Below are 18,778 nucleotides of genomic sequence, written 5' to 3'. Positions count from 1 at the left end.
GGAAGAGCAAACCGCCCCTGGTTCAGGACGGGGGCTCTGTAGCGAAACAGATCAATGCCCCGACGTCCCCGAGGTTGGGACTTCGCTCGGTCAGGTTGACGGAGTGTTCCCTATCGCGGAACGCCTTGGCGGCTGCAAGGCCGTTGATGCCGGCTCCAGCGGACGCAAACCTTCCGTGCGACAGCCATCAGCCATCCGCTTGCGCGCCTGCGACGCGTCAGGACCACTGATCAGCCGTTACTAAGTGGACCTGGTGGAAGGTTAGTTCAGGGTTGGCCACTCCGTGGCATAGATTGACCGGGTTCTACGGCTGACATGAGCGCATAGCCGAACGTCGGCTTTCGGGCGCTACCTTATGACGGCTCACCACCCCAAGCTGAAGTTGCCAGCAGGCCGACGAATGACCGCTTTGGAGTGACATCGGCAGCGCTCCCGGCGGCTGAGTTGGGTCGCAAGCTGCCTTTGAGCAGTCCCGCTGAAGCAGGTCCAGACCTAGGCCGTACCGACCACGTGGAGCCCTTGGCCGTCTCTCGTCCGGGCACGAGACCGGACCTGAGTTGTGTTTTGAGGCTGGGCTCCGCCCTGGTCATTTTGACTACCCAGGTGCAAATTTTGCACCTCCCCCTGATCAAATTGATCACCCCCGGTAGGATTTACCGGTCCCCCCTGGCACTGAGTGCCACCCCCGGCAATCGTTACCGGTCCCTGGTCATATCCGTTCAGGGCCGCAACGATGGTGCGGGCCTCGTCCAAGGCAGCATGGCCTCCCGGCGTGAGCTTGTGGACCATCCGATGCTGGTGGATCAGCCTGGCTCGCAGCAAGCCGGCACTCTCCGCCTCAACGATCGCACCCCAGACTTGGGTCCGTGAGAGCCCGGTGCCACGCACGAGCATATCGAGATTGGCCGCTACGCCCCGTCGCTGAAGGCGTTCGATCTCCGAGAGCAGGAGGATCGACCAAAGCCCGGCAGGCGTCCGGTTCAGAGCTAGGAGCGTCGAGGCGAAGTCGTCGAGGGGGGCAGTTGGTGCAACGTGCTGCACGAATGGGACTCCTAGTGAAGCGACCGTACGGCGTCTGATCGGCCTAGCAGCCTGTCGAACATCTCGGACCATTCCGGCGCCAAGGCGTACCGACGGGGCCCACGGGTGACGATCCCGGCAGGGACCAAGATGCCTTCCCGGACGAGAGCACGACACACGGGCTCAGGGGCGATCCCTGCCGACGGCGTGGCCGTGAGCCGGCGATGATTGCCAAGCAGTGACAGCATGGTCCGGCGGTTCTCGGCCGGGACACCGCTGTTGAGCCGCGCCATGAAGTCGAACATGTCGCCGGTGGCGGCGGTCTCTTGCGTCACCTGCATCACCTTCCCCCATGCCTTTCGGAGCTGCTTTACCGCCTCGTCTCGGAGGCAAATAAATCTATCAGCGATGCCATGACTTGGCGATAGGCCATTCCTTAGGACTAACTGCGAAATACGGGAGGCGCCTTTAAAGACTACCTCAAAACGAACTCTGCCCACATCTTTGGCGTAGACTTTGAGGCGGGCGTCCTTCGTGAGACCCAGGTACGCCGCCACTGCGTTCCGCTGCCCCTCCGCACCTCGGTAGAGGCGGCTTCCGGAGGCATCGTCCGCGACGTTGAGGGCATTACGGAAGTTCGCGACCCAGGAGACCGCATCAGGGTGGTAGAACTCGAGCTGAACCTCGGCCGTGCGGATCGCATCGAACTCAGCACGGTCGAGCTGAGCCCGCGAGCCCGTCGGCGTCAGGAGGTCGACGATCAGCTTCCGGATGTGGCCGGTGTAGGTGCGCAGGATGCCCGCCCACCATGGGTCGCGCTTGTCGAACGCTGGCACCTGCGCAGGCGTTGTGAGGACGTTGTCTCCGCCGTCGAGTGTGCGGGCGGAAAGCCGCGCTTCCACCTCCGGATCAGGGTACAAGGCCTCGTGCGGGCGCTTCAGGGAGATGGCGCCGGGGTTCGGGTCGCCTTGGTGCGCCAGGAAGCGGGTCGGGTTGAGCTGGACGCGTAGCCTCAGGACGAGGACGCCATGCTCTAGCGAACCCTCCACGGTCCCTTGAGCCTCGAAGAGGCTGGCCCCAGGACGGGTGTCGAGGTGCCAGCTCGTCCGGTTCCTCTCACGAAGGCTGAACGGCCCGCGCCCCCCCCTGCCTCGCAGCCGGCGGAGGACGGTGTTCAGCTCGTCTGCCGTGCCGCGCACCTTCGCGGTGAAGTTAGCCTCGATGTGATCGTGCCGGGCGTCCTCTCTAGCGAAGAGGAAGCCGAAGCCCCTTGCGGGGTCCAGGCGCTTCAGGATCGGCCGCGTGCGTGTCCGGACAGGTGGCAGAGTCCGTTGGCCGGGTTCGTCAAAGGAATAACGGGGCGGCGCTTCCTGTTCTGAGGCGCTGTGCGCTACGCCCCCGGAAGGCTTCCAGCCGCCGCTTCGCGACGTCTGACTGTCTCCATGGGTTTCTTGAAGGAAGGCCCCCCTTGCCAATCCGCCGTGCCCTACGCCTTCGGAAGACTCTGAGCCGCCGCTTCGCGACGTCTCGCTCTCTGGTCGTGTTCTTTTTCTCACGGGTGAGGCCGGTCCGGCAGGCGTCTCGGTGCTCATAGGGGTTGTGCCGCTCTAGTAAGTGCACAGGGCTGGAGTCGGCCCGTGCAACGTGTTGCTCCGTTACGGGGTGGAGCCCTGAGGGGCGAGGGCGCGGTGTACGCTGCCCTTACCGATGCCGAGCCGCGCCGCGATGGCCGCCATGCTCAAGCCCTCAGCCGCCAGGGCTTTGATCTCGGCCGCCTTGGCGCGTGCGGTAGGCTTCCGGCCCTTGTAAGCGCCCTCGCCCTTGGCCCTCGCGATACCTTCGCGCTGGCGCTCCAGCATCATCTCCCGCTCGAACTGCGCCACGCCGCCGAGGACGTTCAGCATCAGCTTGCCAGTGGAGGTCGAGGTATCCACGCCCAGGTTCTCGATCCGCAGGGCCACGCCCTTGGCCTCCAGAGCGGCGATGATCGTGCCCAGGTGCGTGACAGACCGGGCGAGGCGGTCGAGCTTCGTGACCACAAGCGTGTCGCCCTCACGCGCGAACTCCATAGCCGCGTCGAGCACCTTGCGCGGTCCAACGGATGAGGCCTGTTCCTTGTAGAGCTTGGTGCACCCCAAGGCGGTGAGGTCGCGGACCTGGGCCTCCAAGCCGGCTTCCTGTTCCAGGGTCGACGTGCGGGCGTAGCCGATAAGCATTGCGGGGCGTTCCAATCGTTTTGTTCCATTAGGATCTTAGACATGGAGCCTCCGTCCGTTCCAAAAGTCAAATCTATTTTCTTGGAACGGAAAATCATGGGGTGTGGAACGGTCCACTGGAGCAAGGTCTATTGGAACGGCTGGTGTCAGTGGATCGGGTCCGCTGGCCAAGCGAGGTCGCCAAGCTCTGCGCGTGCGGCGGCTTCCTCGTTAGCGCTGCCGGTAGCTTGGGCCAGAAGCAGGCGTTCAAGCGCGAAAACCGGATCACGCGGCTGTGGCGGTTCGTGCCAGCCAGGGTGCTGGCGAAGCCTCTCGGGTGGGACCAGGGCATGAAACTGGAGTAGCGCCCTCAGCTCGCGCAAGGCTCGGACGGAAACGCCTAGGTCTCCGGAGGTGTTTGCCACTGCATACACGTGCATAAGGCCGTTCACCGTGAGCTGGGTGATTTCCTGAAGTGACCGCGCCGGGCCGCCAGTCGCTCGTTCGAAGAGTGCGGCAAGCGCCGCTTCCGGACTGACAGGATCGTGCGCAGGTGTGTCGATCGCAACCGGCGTCGGGGGTGGCGCGGAGACAGCCGGCGGGATGTGGAAGGTCACCGCGCGGCCCAAGTGGCTGACGCGGTGCCGCTGAAGGGCGGACCGTGAGGGAAGTTCGAAGAGGGCAACCACCTCGTCGAGCGAAGCCCCGCCCTGAAGGGCGACATCGATCGCAGCCAGTGAGGGGTGTGAGCAAAGCGAGCATGGGCGGGGCATGGGACAGTCTCGTTTCGGTATCGTGTCGGTTCGTATCGGAACAGCTCACACCATCGTGCCGGGCACGTGCGCCGTGCCATGGGCATTGGCGGCGATGCGGGCGATTTGGGCAGCCTCGCTCTCTGCCGTGTCGGCATCCATGAGGGCAGACAGTTCGGAGCCCATGGCGCGGACAAGGGCCATGGCAAACTCCAACCCATCGGCCCGGAGCTGAGCGGTCGAGAAGCCGGTGAGGGTGGCGGCCTCTTCCAGAGTCTTCTCCTGCGCAGTGAGGAGGTCCGCGACGAGAGCGCCGGTCACAAGTGCCAGCTTCTCTCGCAGGGTTCGCTCCGCCGAGACGGGGCGCATGGCGTCCAGCATTGCGGCGGGCGGGGGTGTCGGGATCGGTTTACGGTGTGCACGGGAAGATAGGCGTGCGCGAGTGGGGGAGCGGGACATGGCTGCCTCCTAGTTTTCGAGGGAAGGGGGGAAGGCCTCTGCGGCAGCGGCCAGCTTCGGGCTCGTTCCGCAGAGGACGGTAAGGGCGAGCCGGTGCAGGTTCCTGCGATCAGCCGGCGATGCTTTGCGGATCATCTTGGCCAGCTCTTTCGGCTCCAGATCGGCCGCGATGCTGGCGAGGTCGGCAAGGCATTTGACCGCGAACGGGTAGTCCGCAAGGGGAAGTATCAGGGATGGGTCTCGATCCGTGTTCATGATTTGTACTCCAGTCAGGCTGCGAGGGCGCAGGGCATGAGGTCCAGAGCTTCGCCGAACACCTCAACGAGGGCGGCGGGCACGGTGTCAGGGAGGTAGCGCCTAGGAGGCAGGAGGGCCTGGATTGGGAAGCCTGTGTTGACGGCTCCGGCAGGATCGGCGACATGCCGAAGCTGGCGCCCCGCAAACCGCCTCAGATCGGATGCCAGCGCCCCCCTGACAGTATACGGATGTTCCTCAATGAGGTCGGCGATGGCTGCCTGGAGTGCGACAACGGCCCAGAAATAGTCGAGCCCCTGAACACGCACCACCCTCCGCGCATGCTTTGCCTCGACGCATGGGGGTACACGCCGCGTGCCAAGATCAAGAGCGTGCGCCGCGTGGGCCCGAGACAGAAGACGGGCGCACGCCACGAGGTCGAGAGGCGGGCGCCCCGCGAACTTCGCCTCCACGCGCTGAAGGGCGATGCAGTTCACAGGTTCACCCCTGCGCCGAGGTCGAAGCCGTCGATGCCGATCGCACCAACTGAGCGCATCCGGAGAATGCCCGCGTTCAGGAGCTTGTCGCGTGCCGATTTGAACTCGGTCTCGTAATCGACGCCCGCTGTCTTCGCGACCACGAAGCCGTCGTCGGTCAGGGCGGCGCCGTAGGTCAAAACATGGGACGCGACGACGCCGAGGATGGCCACTTGGGGCTTGGTGAGCTTCCGTGTCGCCGCGAAGGCCGTCACGCGTTGAGCGACGGTCAGCTCCGGTGCCGGAGCGCTCTTTTTCGCAGGCATGCCTCCCTGGAAGAGGTTGGTGTGAGGACCGCGCGTGCCCGGCTTTGCCCCTGCACTGCGCTGCGTAAGCGCAAGGTCGGCCGACTTCCGGGACACGACGATCGGTTGAGGGGTGGCTTCGATCCGCGTCGCGCGGGTGATCCGGATGATGCCTGCATCTTGGGACATGGGACTTGCTCCTAGGTAGGTCTGGCGGAAGCCGTGCAACGCGTTGCACGGGACGAGTGGCGCGTGACGTATTCCTCGCAGGCCGCACGAATAACGGCGCCCCTCGAAACACGCTGAACAGTCTTCGATCCGAGGTCGCGTGCGACGTCGTCGATTTTCGAGACGAGATCAGCCGACGCACGAACGGTGATGGGAGTTCGCTTCATGGATTTACTCCGGGGTAGGGATGGGCCCGGCTTCATCACGGCCGAGTCCTGCGCGAATGACGCAATCGCCAGAATCTACTAGAAACGCCTACCTTGTATTTACTCTGACGGCAAGCAAAAGTATTTATTTTATTGAGAAAAATAGCAATTGATACTGACAATGGATTTTGTGTAGGGTACACCCCAGGCACAATACATTGTCAATCACCGGACAGGCGGTGCAACAAGTTGCACGCCCAGTCTCAGTAGCCTCCTGCCTCTGGAGCGATCCGCCCGCCCGGCTGTTGTTCAACATCTCTTCGCGGATCAGGGCGCGTAGGCTTTCCTTCACCTCGCGGGCCATGCCCTTCTGATGGGCCTGATCCTTCTGAGCGTTGCCGGACGAGCCGTTGGCCTGGATGACGATGTCGCCACCGGTGAAACCCGTTGCACGGACACCGAATGAGCCGTCGGCCATCCGGACGGTCGGGAAAATCGCCTCGTCGTCCTTGGCGATGATCGCGCGCTCGCGGCTCTTGAGCCCGCCGACGATGCCGCCGGTATGGAACTTCGGAGCCCCGGACCACAGGCTGGCCGCCGCCTGCCCGGTGACCTGCGCTCCGCTACCGATGATGCCGCCGGAGTGGAACCACGAGGCAACCGATCCGGCGCTGAGGTCGAGGCCGTCGCCATTCCTGCCGGAGCCGATGTCGAAGATTTTCCCGATGCCGCCGCCGCGCTCTTCTTCAGGCTCTCGAACGCCGTCAGGACGGACGAGCCGCCCTTGGTGATGTCGGTCGAGACCTGATTGAAGGCCGGCCCGATGTTCGAGCCGCCCTGCGTCAGGGAACTGGTAACCCCGTCGACGCTGCTGAGGATTTGCGGGTTGGCGCACTCCAGAGCGTTGCCTATCTGCGAGAACGAGGTGTCGAGCCCGGCCGTCTTGGTGCTGATCTCGTCGAACCGGCTGTTGAGCTTGACACGGTCTCGTCCGACAGGGGCGCACCTTCCAGGCTCTGGGCTCCGGGTGTGACCGAACCCACGAACCCAAATTTGCCCGCTTAGCCCAGCCGCTTGCCGAAGTCGGGGACCAGGGAGAGGTCGCCCGCCCGCGCTGCGTCGGCATAACCCTCAGGACGCTCGAAGCGCACACCCACCTTCACGCCGTCCGCGATGGTCGACGAGCCCTGGAGCATCTTGAGCGAGGCGCCTTCGGTGGTCTGGAGTTCCTTCTTGATGAAGGCCACCTGATCGTCGACGGACGGGGGCGAGCGTAGGTCTTGAACAGCTCCGCCTTGCGCGGTCCGAGGGCTTGGATCAGGCTATAGGCCCCGCTCTTCGCTTTGACCGCGTCTGCCTTGAAACCACTCTCCGCCCGAACGTTGCCCAGGAAGCCGGCCACGCCCGCGTCCGAGGCACCCAGGCCCTTGAGCATGGTCGCGATCTTGGACGGGACATCCCCGAAGCTGCCTGTCGCGCCCTTGGCAGCATCCGAGAGAGAGAGAGAGAGAGAGAGAGACGATACCGGATGCCGGATGCCGCCGTGCCGGACGCCTTGTCCACGCCGCCGATCAGCGAGGCTCCGATGTCAGTGCCGACAGCGCTTGTCGCCTGGGTCTGGGCTGCCTTCACCCCGAACGCGCCCATGATGGCCGCGCTGAGTCCACCACCGATCCCGGTGTTGGAGCCGGTGCCGCCTGAGCCGTCGCCGAACACGCTGGACAGGAGCGAGCGGAAGAGCTGGCGCGAAGCGAACTTCAGGAGGTCGCTCGCGATCCCGTCGAGCATGCTGGCAGTTACAGGTTTAGGTGCCGCAGTTTCGGTAGCGGCGCCGATGAGATAAGACATACACAGAATATACCGCTATATAAACTTTTTTTCTACGTATGCGGCATAATTTAAGTGACCTTTGATCCTGATCAAGTCTTCTGGCTTGATTTTGCCCTTGTGCATAGCATGCTCAAATCCACGTATGCGATTCCGATAACCTTTAGTCAATCTTGGCTTATTTCCGTGAACCAATAATCCGTGGACTTTGCGGCGATTAGGCGCCTCGCTGAAATGGGATTTTTCTTCAGCCAAACTCCAAGGAGTTTGCGCTAGGATGCGCTTTATTATTTCGATGAGCGCGGAGTTAGGTGCTTTTATGCCCGAGAATACAATATCGTCAGCATACCGCGTCAAATTCAAACCTTCAGCCGCTGCAACTTCAGCCAGTTGCGCATCAACCTTTTTGAAGGCCATGTTTGACAACACCGGACTTGTCGGCGCACCCTGGGCAAGAAACCCCGCTAGAGTACATAGCGGAACGATTATGTCCGTAGACGGCTCTTTATATCCAATTTCAAGAAGAGAATTTTCAACGACGTTACTTGGTGTATTTTGAAAAAAGTTTCGTATGTCGAAGGAATGGATCCATTGTGCTTCGCAGTGCTTGGACGCTGCATCTAAATGTGATCGTCCGGCGACAAATCCATAGACATGGTCCGGCGGATCATATGCATTCTCCAAGTGGAGCGAAATCCATTTTTGGATTAATTTCATAGAGACGCGCGGAGCTGAAATGCGCCTTTCTTTCGCGCCCTTCTTTATGACAAATGAGTCGTAGTATTTGTAATTCCTATTTACGAGCGACCAGATCATTCCTGGATTCACCCCAATCATCAACGCTAAAGCGTCCTCAGATGTTATTGGGGGGAGTTGCAAAGCCGCTAATCGCTCGATTTCAGAACGTTCTATGGCTTGAAGTGAAGTTCCAAAAGCAGAAACAAACTCTTGCTCAAGCGCAAATGTAAAAAAGATTGAGTTCAGAAGGGTTTGCGGGAGTCTCATTTAGCGAAGCAAGCTTCCGTAGAGTGCCGTCTAAAGTGGTGGACTTTCGAAGGAAGGCCGCCGCTTTAGACGGCGACCTTATGTGTTTAACCTTGGCAAATGGGCATGATACACACCCGCGCCTGAGACTCCCGCGCCATCACGTTACCGCACACGGCGTGCGAGATCAAGCACTCGCGTTATATCAGGGCTAGTTCGGTCTTTGGCGCTACCTAAAGCCTTTAGACCACTTAAAGAAACAGCATAACCTCCGCTTTTAAGACGTGTAATTAATCCCCCCTTGCGTATATTATCTAAGTGTTTAGACATCCATTCATTGGACGGAACATCAAACCCCCTAGATTTCATAGCTTCTACTATTTGCGGCAGCCCTATAGGCGCCTTTATTCTGATGTATGTAAGGCAGGCGAATTTGCTTGGTAGATTTTCGTCTAATGTAAGGATTATCTGATCCAATTTCAGATCGATGTCGCTTAAATAGTCTTCGATCTTTGCGCGCAGAAGGGACGACTCAATCTCAGATAAAGCTCGCTTAGGCGTTATCCATACTGACGCAACTCCAGCATCCACTGACATGAAGCAGTATAAAATATCATTTGGAATGGTGCGTGAAACAATCGCCCGTATACCTGCTTCCGCATCTTGATACGATCCGCCGGTTCTGATGAAATTAACTGTAAATCCTTGTGCTTGGAGAAAGCCCGAAATCTCCAATAGGCTCGATTTCGATGGTACTTCTACACCTTTCTCATTGAGTTCTGTTTTTATAAAGGCGTAAAACAAGTCGACTTCGGAGGGGCTGTATACAATCGGCCCACTTAATTTAACATCGAATTGGCCAATCATATCTGCCAAAAACTCAATCTCAAACATCGATCTGCCTCCAAGCCTGAGCTATCAAAACACCGAAAACTTTCGCTTGCTGAGGCCACTGGTGAGCAACAGTTATGTCAACTCCGTTTAAATTAAATCTATCACTCGAATCAAATGATACTCTTATCTCTGGCTGATAATCAGATATAACCCTGATCGAGTAGCCAGCCTTCATTATGTCAGCTAGATTTCGCGCCGCATTGAGTCCTTGTGAGCAGATTCTTAAAAGCTTTTGATCACTGATTTTCTGAGCGCGACGACGGCCATCGTTTATCTTTTTCTGTACCGTGTTTTCCAAGACTTCCGGGTAGTTAGAGTGAGGAAGTCGAGACCATGCAGCATTCAGGCCCGAGAGGCAGCTTCGAACGCTCAAAAACATAGCATAGTAGTATCTGTTGTATGCAGACCGAGCAAATGTGTCGCCATCATCTCCACTCTGGTGGAGAGATATAGCGCGGACTTGTAAGTGCCTAGCAACATTTTCCATTCATTGCCATCCGTAAGTTATTAATGTCGCCAGTATGGGTCAGTATCTCTTCAATTATTTCAGCTTATCTATTTATCTCTCTTTAATTGAATCTTTATAATACAAGGATCACATTTATAGCGCATACGTTACAGCCAAAAAATCCTTGTGCTTTGCCATTTAGACCTAGCTAGGCGATAATCCCGTCTTTCGTCTCCAGCATTATCAGGTCTCATCAACAGAGCAACCGCCAAGCGTGGAAGCAGTCTCGCTATTCGGGGAGGATGTCCGTAAGAACGTCAGGTCAAGGCCGAGGTAGGCGACCCTCGCGATGTCATCAGCCAGCATCCGAGTGGGAAATCCACGCCCATAACCCGCGTCAACACCGGTGTTGGCCCAGCCCCCCAGCGCCCGCCTACGAACTTCTGGCACTCCTGCTTCACGTAGACGGTCCGCCCAGCCGTGCCGGAAGCAGTGGAAGCTCTTACCGGGCCCGATCGCACCGCAGCTACCCAGAAAACGGGAGAACCACTTTTGGAAAGCATCGGAATAGTAGCCTCGTGTGTCCTGACTTAGCTCGGGGAACAAGCGCTCCTTTTGGTCGATACGCGCCTGGACCACAAAGGCTAGGAAGCCGATGCCGATTATTTCGGGGTGCAGAGGGATGATCCGGGTCCCGGCACGGCTCTTAACGCGCTGGCTGATATCGGCGGACCTGACAAAGATCGCCGGCACACCATCGCGCTCGACAATGTCTTCGGGGCGAAGCTGGCAAGCCTCATTCAGGCGGAGCCCATGGAACAGGCTTAGTAGCGGCACCCAGAAGCGTGCACTTCGGGGGCGCTCGGAGCCGGGCTTTGCGTACCCAGCATCGCCATCTTGGCAACCTGTGAAGAGGGGAGCCGTGAACATCGACTGTAACTGTGAAATCGAAAACGGCTCACGTTTTGACTGGGCGGCCTCGTCGATCGACAGTCCCGAAGCAGGGTTCTTCTCGATCCACTCTTCTCGAACAGCCCAGTTAAAGAGTGTTGCGACCTTCGTCAGGTGTGAATTCACCGTCTGCGTATTCAAGGATGCCAAGCCCGTCCGTGCTGCTATCTCCGCTGCCTGCGAAAGTGTCTTGCCAGGAAACCGCTTCGTTGCGTTGGGCGGGAGCGTCCTAAAGAGATCGCGGACGTTTTTGGCTTGCTCGCGTGAGATGCGTGTGACTGGGGTGGAAGCCCCGACGACCTCTCGGAGGGCAAGAAAAACCATCGCGTAATCAACGTTCGTTTTGCCAGTTCGGCTTCCACGCCCTGGATCAGCCTCGAACGCGGCTATGAGTTCATCCAGGGTTCTCCTCGGCGTCAGCGATCCTCCAATGGCTGAAAGGCCGATCTCCTCGGCTCGGTCAAGATGCAGCTCGCCAGTCAATTGCGCGACGTGATTCCGGTTCAAGGAGATGAGGCCGCGACGCACGAAGCCAGCTAGTTGCCGGTACTGCATTGTGTTGCGATCGACCCTCGGCTGACGAACGCGCCGCTGGATTTTCCCCGAGCCGAGCGGCACGGGCGGCACGCCGGCAGCAAGCAGTATTTGGTCGGTGGTGTGTTGAATGCGCTCCTCGTAGTGGAGGGGATCGGGACTTTCGAGAAGCGCACCTTCAGCCTTTGCATCCTCCAACACGATGTCCCAATCCAGGATGCGAAGGCGCTCCTGTTCCTCAGCCGATCGTGCAACGTGTTGCACGGCGCTAGCGAACCAGCGCTGGGCGATCTCCTGCACCTGCTCTGGCATCAAGCGCTCAAGGCGCCCCTTTGCTAGAAGCGTACGAAGGGCGTCCGCATCCTTTTTCTGACATCGGGCGGCCTCGAAGTCTCTCTCAGCCTGTGCCTGAGCCAATCGAAAGCGAGCCAGCGCCACGCGGCGCTCTTTGGTCTTTAGGCTCTTGGTGATGTGCGTTCGGCCGAGTTCCCGAACCAGTTCCAGGGGCACGCGCATACGCAAGTAGTACGTGCCAGCGCGAGTCGTGAGGTTCGGGTAATGGGCCACGGGTTCGTCCGCCATGTGTCACAGTCCTGTGTCACAGTCGCGCTGAGAAACCCCTTCTCTATCAGTATCTTGTTCCACCACAAGCGCTTAGTGGGGAAGTGGTGGGCCCGGCAGGACTCGAACCTGCAACCAGACCGTTATGAGCGGTCGGCTCTAACCATTGAGCTACAGGCCCGACTTATCGGTTCAGCCTATGCCTTCCCATCCGCGCGGGGAACGGGGGCCGATGCTTCTGGCTATCGCGAAGTCGGTCGCTCGGCAAGGCTGGATTGCGTCGGACCGCCGAGACTCGATTGCGCTCCGATCGGCAGGCTTCAGCTCCGCCGATCTCCTACCTAAACGAGCACCTCGGCCAGAATGGATGGGATCTCGTTCGGGATTTCCCGGGCGAGGTAGCCGATCCCGCCATAGCGGCGTCCGAGGCGGCGACCGGCTTCGCCGTGAACGTACACGCTCCACAGGGCGGCCGTTTCCGGTCCGGCGCCGCGGGCGAGCAGACCGACGATGATGCCGGCGAGCGTGTCCCCCGATCCGGAGGTCGCCAATCCGACATGTCCCGTCTCGTAGCACCATGCGCGGCCGTCGGGGGCGACGATGTGAGTCCGGCCGCCCTTCATGATCGTCACCGTTCCGAAGCGCTCCGTCGCTTGGCGTGCCGCGGCGAGGGGATCGGCCTCGATCGCCTCGCGCTCCAGGCCGAGGAGCTGGGCCATCTCGCCGGCATGCGGGGTGATGATCGCAGGTTCCCTACGCGTGCGGGTCAGGTCGGTGTCGGCACGGAGCGCGATCAGGGCACCGGCATCGAGGACGATGGCGACGTCCCTCGCCTTGTGAACGAGCGCGGTGGTCACGGCCTCGGTATCCGCGTCCTCGGCCATGCCGGGTCCGATCAGAACCGCATCGCTGGATGCCGCACGCGATGCGAGGCCGTCGGCGCAGGCCCGGCTGATGCCGCCATCCTCGGTCTGTGACAGGCCGACCACCAAGGCTTCCGGGACGACGAGTCCCATCGGGATCGCGAGATCGCGGCAGACGGCAAGCTGCACCTTTCCGGCGCCGGCGCGCAGGGCCGCATTGGCGGCGAGAAGTACCGCGCCGGGAAGGCCGGTGCAGCCCGCCGTGATCAGCACACGACCGCGACTGTCCTTGCTGTCGCCGTCCGGCTCGGGCGGGGCCATGCTCCGGAGCAGGTGCTCGGTGACTGGCGTGACGGACTGCATGGATCGATCCTCCATCGTCGCCGCGAAAACTATTGCACGGCGTCGGTGTCCGGTTCGGAGGTAACGGGGGCGCCGTCCGCCTCAAGGGGTGCGACGAAGTTGTAGCGCACCAGCGCGAGACCGCTGCCGGGCGCTGCCGACGCCGAGAAGGCGTACTCGGTCACCCCACAATTCGCTACGTCGCCGTCCGCGTCGATGCTGAGGATCCCATCCTCGGTCATCTCCTCGAGAAGATACCGCAAGCACAGCACCACGACCTGATGTGCGACGAGAAGCACCCGGCGGCCATCGTGATGGAGCGAGATCGTATCGAGGGCGCTGCGCAGGCGCAGGATCACGTCGCACCAGCTCTCGCCGCCTGGGGGGCGGTGGTAGAACTTTCCGAGGTCGCTCCGGAGTGCGGCCTGCTCGGGATGGTATCGCTCGATGCCGGCGCGTGTCAGGCGATCGAGGATACCGAATTCCTTCTCCCGCAGGCGCTCGTCGACGAGAAGCGGTGGTGCCGCCGCCGCGAGGCCGCCCGCCCCCCTGATCGCTTCGGCGGTCTCGACCGCACGACGATAGGGCGAGGCGAGGAGCAGATTCGGGCGCTCGTCCTCGGGCAAGGCCGCGAACCAGCGGCCGACGGCACCGGCCTGCCGATGTCCGAGGGCGCTCAAGGGGACGTCGACATCGCGCTCGGGGATGTCGATCCGGGCTGCGCCCGTCGCCTGTGCGGCATCCCGGGCGACGTTGCCGGAGCTCTCGCCGTGGCGGACGATCCAGAGCCGAAGTGGGTGTCCCTGTGGCACGGAAATCTCCGGAGCGCCGATCGGTTAGACCGAGCGCAACGCCCCGCCAGCGGCCACGTTCCGGTTGGGTGCCGCCTCGGTTCCCGGGCCGCCGGCCTCGTCGCCTCGCAGGGTTGCCCATGGCTTGATGCTCGATGCTCGCGTGGCGGCGGGGGCAAAGTGTCACAAGATCACCAACGGGCAAGATCACCAACGGGATGGAAGGTGCGGCTCAGCGTCATCGTGGTTCTGATCGCGCATACGCAACGGGTTGGCATGAGCAGAGTTGTCGAAGAACCACGTGCCATCAAGGCGCAGTTCACCGCAGTAACTTGGCCATAGCCGCCATCGTCGTAAGGAAAGCGTCCGATGACCAGCGATGCACGAGCGATCTACGTCACGGCCCTCAAGAATACCCACGCCCTGGAGTTGCAGGCGCTCCAGATCATGGAGCGGCAGGTCGAGCGCCTCGAGAACTATCCGGAGATGGAGGTCGCTCTCCGCCGCCACATCGAGGAAACCCATGGCCAACGCGACCGGTTGGAGGAAGCTCTCTCGTCCCTGTCGGAAACGCCGTCTGTCCTGAAGGAGGGATTCCTTGGATTCGTCGGCAACATGATGGCCATCGCTCACGTGCCGGCCCAGGACGAGATCCTCAAGAACACCTTTGCGAACCAAGCCTTCGAGAATTTCGAGATCGCCGCCTATACGTCGCTTCTCACCATCGGCGAGGCTGCCGGCCAGAGCGCGCACAGGTCGGCTTTCACGTTGTCCCTCGAGCAGGAGGAAGGCATGGCCAAAGCCGTCGCCGCCCTCGTGGCGCCGACGACCCAGCGCTACCTCGAACTGACCCTGAGCGGTGCGACTGCGAGCCGGTAGCGCTTGCGCGTGGGGAAGACAGTCTGGCGGCCCGGGTCGACCCGGCGAGGGTCCGGACGTCTCGGAGCGGTGTCTACCGACGTGGGATCGGCCCCGAGCCTTCGAGGCCTTTCCCGTTTCGGGAAATCCGGGTTCCGTGACGATACGTGATGATAACCGAGCCCCGGCATTCTCGCTGCGAGCCAAGTTGCGTACCGGCTCCTGTTGCGTAAGCACGCCCCGTCGACCCGTGATCCGATCGGGCGGCGGGGCTGTCGCGTGTTTCGACGGTGCCGTTGCGTCTCGGCCCGAGCTTCGTCGGCCGAGATCACCGTGTGCCGAGTTTGGGCGCTGCGCCTGTCCGACCTGTTTGTCCGACGTGGTCACGCTCGATCAGATCTCTCACGGACGCCAGCACGGTGTTCTGGTGAAAATGATGAAGCATATGGCCGGCGCCCGGCACCCAGTCGAAGTGCGCGCGCGGGATCGCTTGCGCCGCCAGAGCGCCGTGGAGGGCGTTGTTGACAACCAGGTCGGCGGTGCCCCCGAGGATATGAACCGGCACCTTGCAGGTTCCGTAAGCGGCCGCGGCGCGGGTCAGCGCCGTCCAGACACTGACGGCATCCTCCCCTTCGGCGATCATCCGCTCCGACCCGCTCGCCAGCGCGAACGGAAAGCGTTCGGCAACCGAGGACGGCATGGCCTGAGGCAGGAAGATCGTGCGCCATAGGAGCGGCAGCAGGGCAGGGTCGGCCAATCCCGCGAGCAATGGCCCCAGAACCTCTCCGAGGCCGGGCGTGAACCGCGGCCCGAAGAGCACCTGTTCCAGACGCATCTCCGGGAAGCACAGCGGCGCGAGGGCGAGGATTCCGGCCGTCTGTTCCGGAAATCGCAGGGCGTGGCACAACGCGACGGTGCCCCCGAAGGAGTGACCGATCAGCAACGGGCGGTCGACGCCGATGGCCGCCATCGCATCCCGGATGATCTCCGCTTGGCGCCAGGGCGAGGCATCGACGAGCCGCCGCCGCGCACTCATCCCATGGCCTGGTCGATCCACCGCGATGACGCGATAGTGCTGGGCCAAAGTCGGCACGAGGGCGAGCCAGGAATCCTCCAGGGCCATCAATGTCCCGTGGATGAGGACGATGGCGGGGCCCTCCCCCGCCTCCGCATAGGCGAGGGTGCGACCCTGGCCCAGGTCGACGACCCGGCGCGCCACAGCCCGGTCGGCCGTCGAAGGTTGAACGGGTGGCGGGGATGGCAGGCGTTGTGCGGTCGCCCTCATCTTAGGACCGTCGGCCGGTGGAACGCGGCGCCACCAGAGCCGTCGCGGCAAGGCCGAGACCGACTGCGCCGGCGATCAGCGCGACCGGGTGAAGGCTGGCACGGGTATAGGCGCTCGTTCGCATGACGTAGCCGGGCTGATCGCCCCTCGCATGACCGGTGTCGTCCTGCTCCGGTCCGTGGAGCGTGCCCGCCGGACGTCTCGGGCGGCCGGGCCGCTGCTGAAAGGCGACGATGGCCGGGGCGAGGAGATCGAACGCGCCGGGCGCGAATTCCTTGCTGGCCGCGAACACCTTTCCGGCGCCACCGACGAAGACGTCGCGCTGCGGATGCACGGCACAGTGCAGGATTGCGTTTGCGACCTCTTCCGGCGGGTAGACCGGCGGGGGCAGCATCGGTTCGCGGTTCATGTAGTTGCGGGCACGCCGTGGCAGGGGCGTGTCGATGGACGTCGGCTTGATCAAGCTTACCGAGACCGGAGTACCGGCGTGTCGCAATTCCATGCGCAACGCATCGGTAAAGCCTTTCACCGCATGCTTTGTCGCCGAGTACATTCCCTGGAACGGGAAGGCGAGATCGGAGGCGACGCTGCCGACATTGATGAGCGCTCCACCCTGCCGCCCGAGATGCGCGACGGCGACGAGGGAGCCATAGACGGTGCCCCAGAGGTTGGTCTGCACCAGTCGGGCATGATCTGTGTCGGACACCTCCGTCAGCGAACCGTAGATGGTGACGCCGGCGACGTTGACCCAGGTGTCGAAGCCTCCGAACGTCGCGACCGCCATTTCTGCGATCGTCTCGACATCGGACCGCACACCGACATCCGCCACGACGGAGACCGCCCGTCCGCCGCTTGCCTCGATCTCCGACACGATTGCGGCGAGGGCCGTGCCGCTGCGGGCCGCGAGCACGACGCGCGCGCCGCTCTTCACGGCCATGCGGGCGGTCGCGAGGCCGATGCCGGACGAGGCGCCGGTGATGACGATCACCTGATCGCGCAGGGCCTTATGCTTCATCTACCGTTCCTCCGCTTCGGTGGGTGCCAGCGAGGGCCCCTATCGGAAGGCCTACGCGCGGGAGTCGGAGGCGTTGCGGACAATGACGGGCTTGCGCGGATTTCACGCGCGCCGGAATGTCCCCCTTCCGCTCATGCACCTGCTGGAGGATCGATTCGGTAATAAATCGGCTTAAAGCTCCCGTTGTTGGATTGCAGGGCCGAACACGCCGTCAGGCCGATGACGAGGTCGGTCTGAGCTTCGAAGGTGATGTGATCTCCCGCCCGGCTCAGGGGCGCCTCCACGCGGATGACACCGGTCGTCGCATCGATGGGCACATTCATGAAGCAGTTGAACGCGATGGGGATCTGATCCGGCTCGATGCCGTAGGGGGCGAGCGCCGCTGCCAGATTGCCGAAGCAGCCGCGATGCGGGTCGGTGTCGCCATAGATGATCCGGAAGGTATCCTTCGAGCACGGGGTCAGCAGGAAGTCGTGGCGTCCGACCGTGTCGGCCACGATGGTGAGCATCACGTTGGAGCGGTTGGAATACAGTGGGTCGCCCGTGGTGAGGTAGATCCGGCTCGCGTAGTCGAGGGTGCGCCCGGAAGAAAGGACTTCACCGGTATCGCGCCGGTTGTAGGCCAACAGATCCGCGACCTGCTCGCCCTTCGGATCGATGACCGTGAGGCGCTGCCCCCTGTCGAGGGTGAAGGCGACGCCTGAGCGCGGCGCGATCTCGTTGTATGCGTGCGCCTCACACATCGTGGGTTCCGCCTGCTCCGGTCCGGCCCTGGAAGGGGCAGCGCCAAGCCTCGGACACCGCCCGCCCACTGTACTGGCGCGCCTCCGACATTTCCCCGTGGCGGGCCAGCATCGGGTTCACGGACCCGGCCAACGCCGCATCGCGTTCGAGGATCGAGGTCCGCAGCTTCTCGTAACGGTTGGCCGCCCGCAGGGCCTCGAACTGGGCGTGAAGATTGAACACGAGCGCCGGAGAGGAGAAGCGCCGGGCGGGTCGGCTCGCGCGTGGATGCAGGCCGACGATGAAGAAGGCCTCGCCGCCGAAACTCAGGGAGAAATGCGGACTCTCGGGATCGTCGGCTACACGCTGGTCCCATGGCTGGCCAAGCCAGCAATCCTTGTCGGCGAGGGATTGGGCGCGGGCCCAGAGATGGCGCTCGAACTGCTCTTCCCCGAGGTCGCCCGGCCCCTCGAACACCACTGCGAAGCTCTGAAACAGATCAGGCGCCCGCTTGTAGCGCGCCGCGAAGGCCAGGAGGGCGGGATAGATCCGCATGTCGTCCCAGCCGGAGGTGATGTCGCGGGCCACCACGATCTTCATCTGCCCCTTGGACAAGGCCGATTTCGCGCCGACACAGGGGAACGGCGGGTCGCGGATGAAGTCGCGGAACGCGTGGGCCAAAGCGTGATCGCGGTCGTCTCTCGGAAACTGCATACGCACTCGTCACTCAGCCACCCGGTTGCGCAGGAGTGCGGCAGCCGGTGGCGTGGATCTGGGCAACAGGGGGCAGGTGCAGGGTGTTCCGAGGTGGACGAGAAGTCGCGGGACTTGCCAACAGGGGATTCGCTCGTCGGTACGACCCCCGCGTTCAGGCCGTCGGCCCGATC

Annotated in this window: 18 protein-coding genes and 1 tRNA gene; 1 reads left to right on the top strand and 18 read right to left on the bottom strand. The window is 62.1% G+C overall.

Going from position 1 to position 18,778, the window contains the following annotated elements:
- Nucleotides 1–1,052: 1,052 nt before the first annotated feature.
- The 14 genes from ASF52_RS15885 to ASF52_RS15815 form a co-directional block, all read right to left on the bottom strand.
- Complete coding sequence (locus tag ASF52_RS15885; protein ID WP_156630177.1) at nucleotides 1,053–2,069, bottom strand: hypothetical protein; 1,017 nt, start codon at nucleotides 2,067–2,069, stop codon at nucleotides 1,053–1,055.
- 606 nt (nucleotides 2,070–2,675) lie between these two features.
- A complete protein-coding gene (locus tag ASF52_RS15880) occupies nucleotides 2,676–3,236 on the bottom strand; it encodes a recombinase family protein (protein ID WP_056174050.1) in 561 nt (186 codons plus the stop codon).
- A 797-nt stretch (nucleotides 3,237–4,033) separates the two neighbouring features.
- Nucleotides 4,034–4,288, bottom strand: coding sequence for a hypothetical protein (locus ASF52_RS15870; RefSeq protein WP_156630175.1), 255 nt, complete (start codon nucleotides 4,286–4,288; stop codon nucleotides 4,034–4,036).
- A 147-nt stretch (nucleotides 4,289–4,435) separates the two neighbouring features.
- A complete protein-coding gene (locus ASF52_RS15865) occupies nucleotides 4,436–4,681 on the bottom strand; it encodes a hypothetical protein (RefSeq protein WP_056174044.1) in 246 nt (81 codons plus the stop codon).
- A 472-nt stretch (nucleotides 4,682–5,153) separates the two neighbouring features.
- Nucleotides 5,154–5,630, bottom strand: coding sequence for a hypothetical protein (locus ASF52_RS15855; protein ID WP_056174040.1), 477 nt, complete (start codon nucleotides 5,628–5,630; stop codon nucleotides 5,154–5,156).
- Nucleotides 5,631–5,960: 330 nt separating this feature from the next.
- Nucleotides 5,961–6,710: a hypothetical protein gene (locus tag ASF52_RS15850; RefSeq protein ID WP_056174038.1), complete on the bottom strand. Its 750-nt coding sequence runs from the start codon at nucleotides 6,708–6,710 to the stop codon at nucleotides 5,961–5,963.
- Nucleotides 6,711–6,876: 166 nt separating this feature from the next.
- Nucleotides 6,877–7,062, bottom strand: coding sequence for a hypothetical protein (locus ASF52_RS15845; protein WP_056174037.1), 186 nt, complete (start codon nucleotides 7,060–7,062; stop codon nucleotides 6,877–6,879).
- Entirely contained in the window at nucleotides 6,975–7,250 is a 276-nt protein-coding gene (locus ASF52_RS23755) for a phage tail tip lysozyme (RefSeq protein WP_162241030.1), read from the bottom strand. The genes ASF52_RS15845 and ASF52_RS23755 overlap by 88 nt, the downstream gene beginning before the upstream one ends.
- A 428-nt stretch (nucleotides 7,251–7,678) precedes the next feature.
- The gene (locus ASF52_RS22155; protein ID WP_082515341.1) at nucleotides 7,679–8,647 is read right to left on the bottom strand and encodes a reverse transcriptase family protein; all 969 of its coding nucleotides are present in this window, start codon (nucleotides 8,645–8,647) and stop codon (nucleotides 7,679–7,681) included.
- Between the two features lie 144 nt (nucleotides 8,648–8,791).
- A complete protein-coding gene (locus ASF52_RS22700; protein WP_156630174.1) occupies nucleotides 8,792–9,520 on the bottom strand; it encodes a hypothetical protein in 729 nt (242 codons plus the stop codon).
- Nucleotides 9,521–10,211: 691 nt separating this feature from the next.
- Complete coding sequence (locus tag ASF52_RS22150) at nucleotides 10,212–12,035, bottom strand: site-specific integrase (protein ID WP_082515340.1); 1,824 nt, start codon at nucleotides 12,033–12,035, stop codon at nucleotides 10,212–10,214.
- A gap of 84 nt (nucleotides 12,036–12,119) precedes the next feature.
- Nucleotides 12,120–12,195: transfer RNA gene (locus ASF52_RS15825), tRNA-Ile, on the bottom strand.
- 160 nt (nucleotides 12,196–12,355) lie between these two features.
- The gene (locus ASF52_RS15820; protein WP_056174030.1) at nucleotides 12,356–13,240 is read right to left on the bottom strand and encodes an NAD(P)H-hydrate dehydratase; all 885 of its coding nucleotides are present in this window, start codon (nucleotides 13,238–13,240) and stop codon (nucleotides 12,356–12,358) included.
- Nucleotides 13,241–13,269: 29 nt separating this feature from the next.
- A complete protein-coding gene (locus tag ASF52_RS15815) occupies nucleotides 13,270–14,031 on the bottom strand; it encodes a histidine phosphatase family protein (RefSeq protein ID WP_056174028.1) in 762 nt (253 codons plus the stop codon).
- A gap of 348 nt (nucleotides 14,032–14,379) precedes the next feature.
- Here ASF52_RS15815 and ASF52_RS15810 point away from each other — a divergent pair, with 348 nt between their 5' ends.
- Entirely contained in the window at nucleotides 14,380–14,889 is a 510-nt protein-coding gene (locus ASF52_RS15810; RefSeq protein ID WP_056174027.1) for a ferritin-like domain-containing protein, read from the top strand.
- Between the two features lie 307 nt (nucleotides 14,890–15,196).
- On the opposite strand, the gene ASF52_RS15805 is transcribed toward ASF52_RS15810, so the two are convergent.
- From ASF52_RS15805 to gntA, 4 genes are all read right to left on the bottom strand, one after another.
- The gene (locus tag ASF52_RS15805; protein WP_082515339.1) at nucleotides 15,197–16,153 is read right to left on the bottom strand and encodes an alpha/beta fold hydrolase; all 957 of its coding nucleotides are present in this window, start codon (nucleotides 16,151–16,153) and stop codon (nucleotides 15,197–15,199) included.
- A gap of 1 nt (nucleotide 16,154) precedes the next feature.
- Complete coding sequence (locus tag ASF52_RS15800; RefSeq protein WP_056174024.1) at nucleotides 16,155–17,168, bottom strand: SDR family oxidoreductase; 1,014 nt, start codon at nucleotides 17,166–17,168, stop codon at nucleotides 16,155–16,157.
- 131 nt (nucleotides 17,169–17,299) lie between these two features.
- Entirely contained in the window at nucleotides 17,300–17,911 is a 612-nt protein-coding gene (locus ASF52_RS15795) for a DUF1989 domain-containing protein (RefSeq protein WP_056174021.1), read from the bottom strand.
- Nucleotides 17,904–18,605: a guanitoxin biosynthesis heme-dependent pre-guanitoxin N-hydroxylase GntA gene (gntA, locus tag ASF52_RS15790; RefSeq protein WP_056174018.1), complete on the bottom strand. Its 702-nt coding sequence runs from the start codon at nucleotides 18,603–18,605 to the stop codon at nucleotides 17,904–17,906. The genes ASF52_RS15795 and gntA overlap by 8 nt, the downstream gene beginning before the upstream one ends.
- Nucleotides 18,606–18,778 lie beyond the last annotated feature (173 nt).

Origin of the sequence: Methylobacterium sp. Leaf112, from assembly GCF_001423295.1 — a bacterium.
Taxonomy (GTDB): domain Bacteria; phylum Pseudomonadota; class Alphaproteobacteria; order Rhizobiales; family Beijerinckiaceae; genus Methylobacterium.
This window is presented reverse-complemented; position numbering and strand designations above follow the sequence as displayed.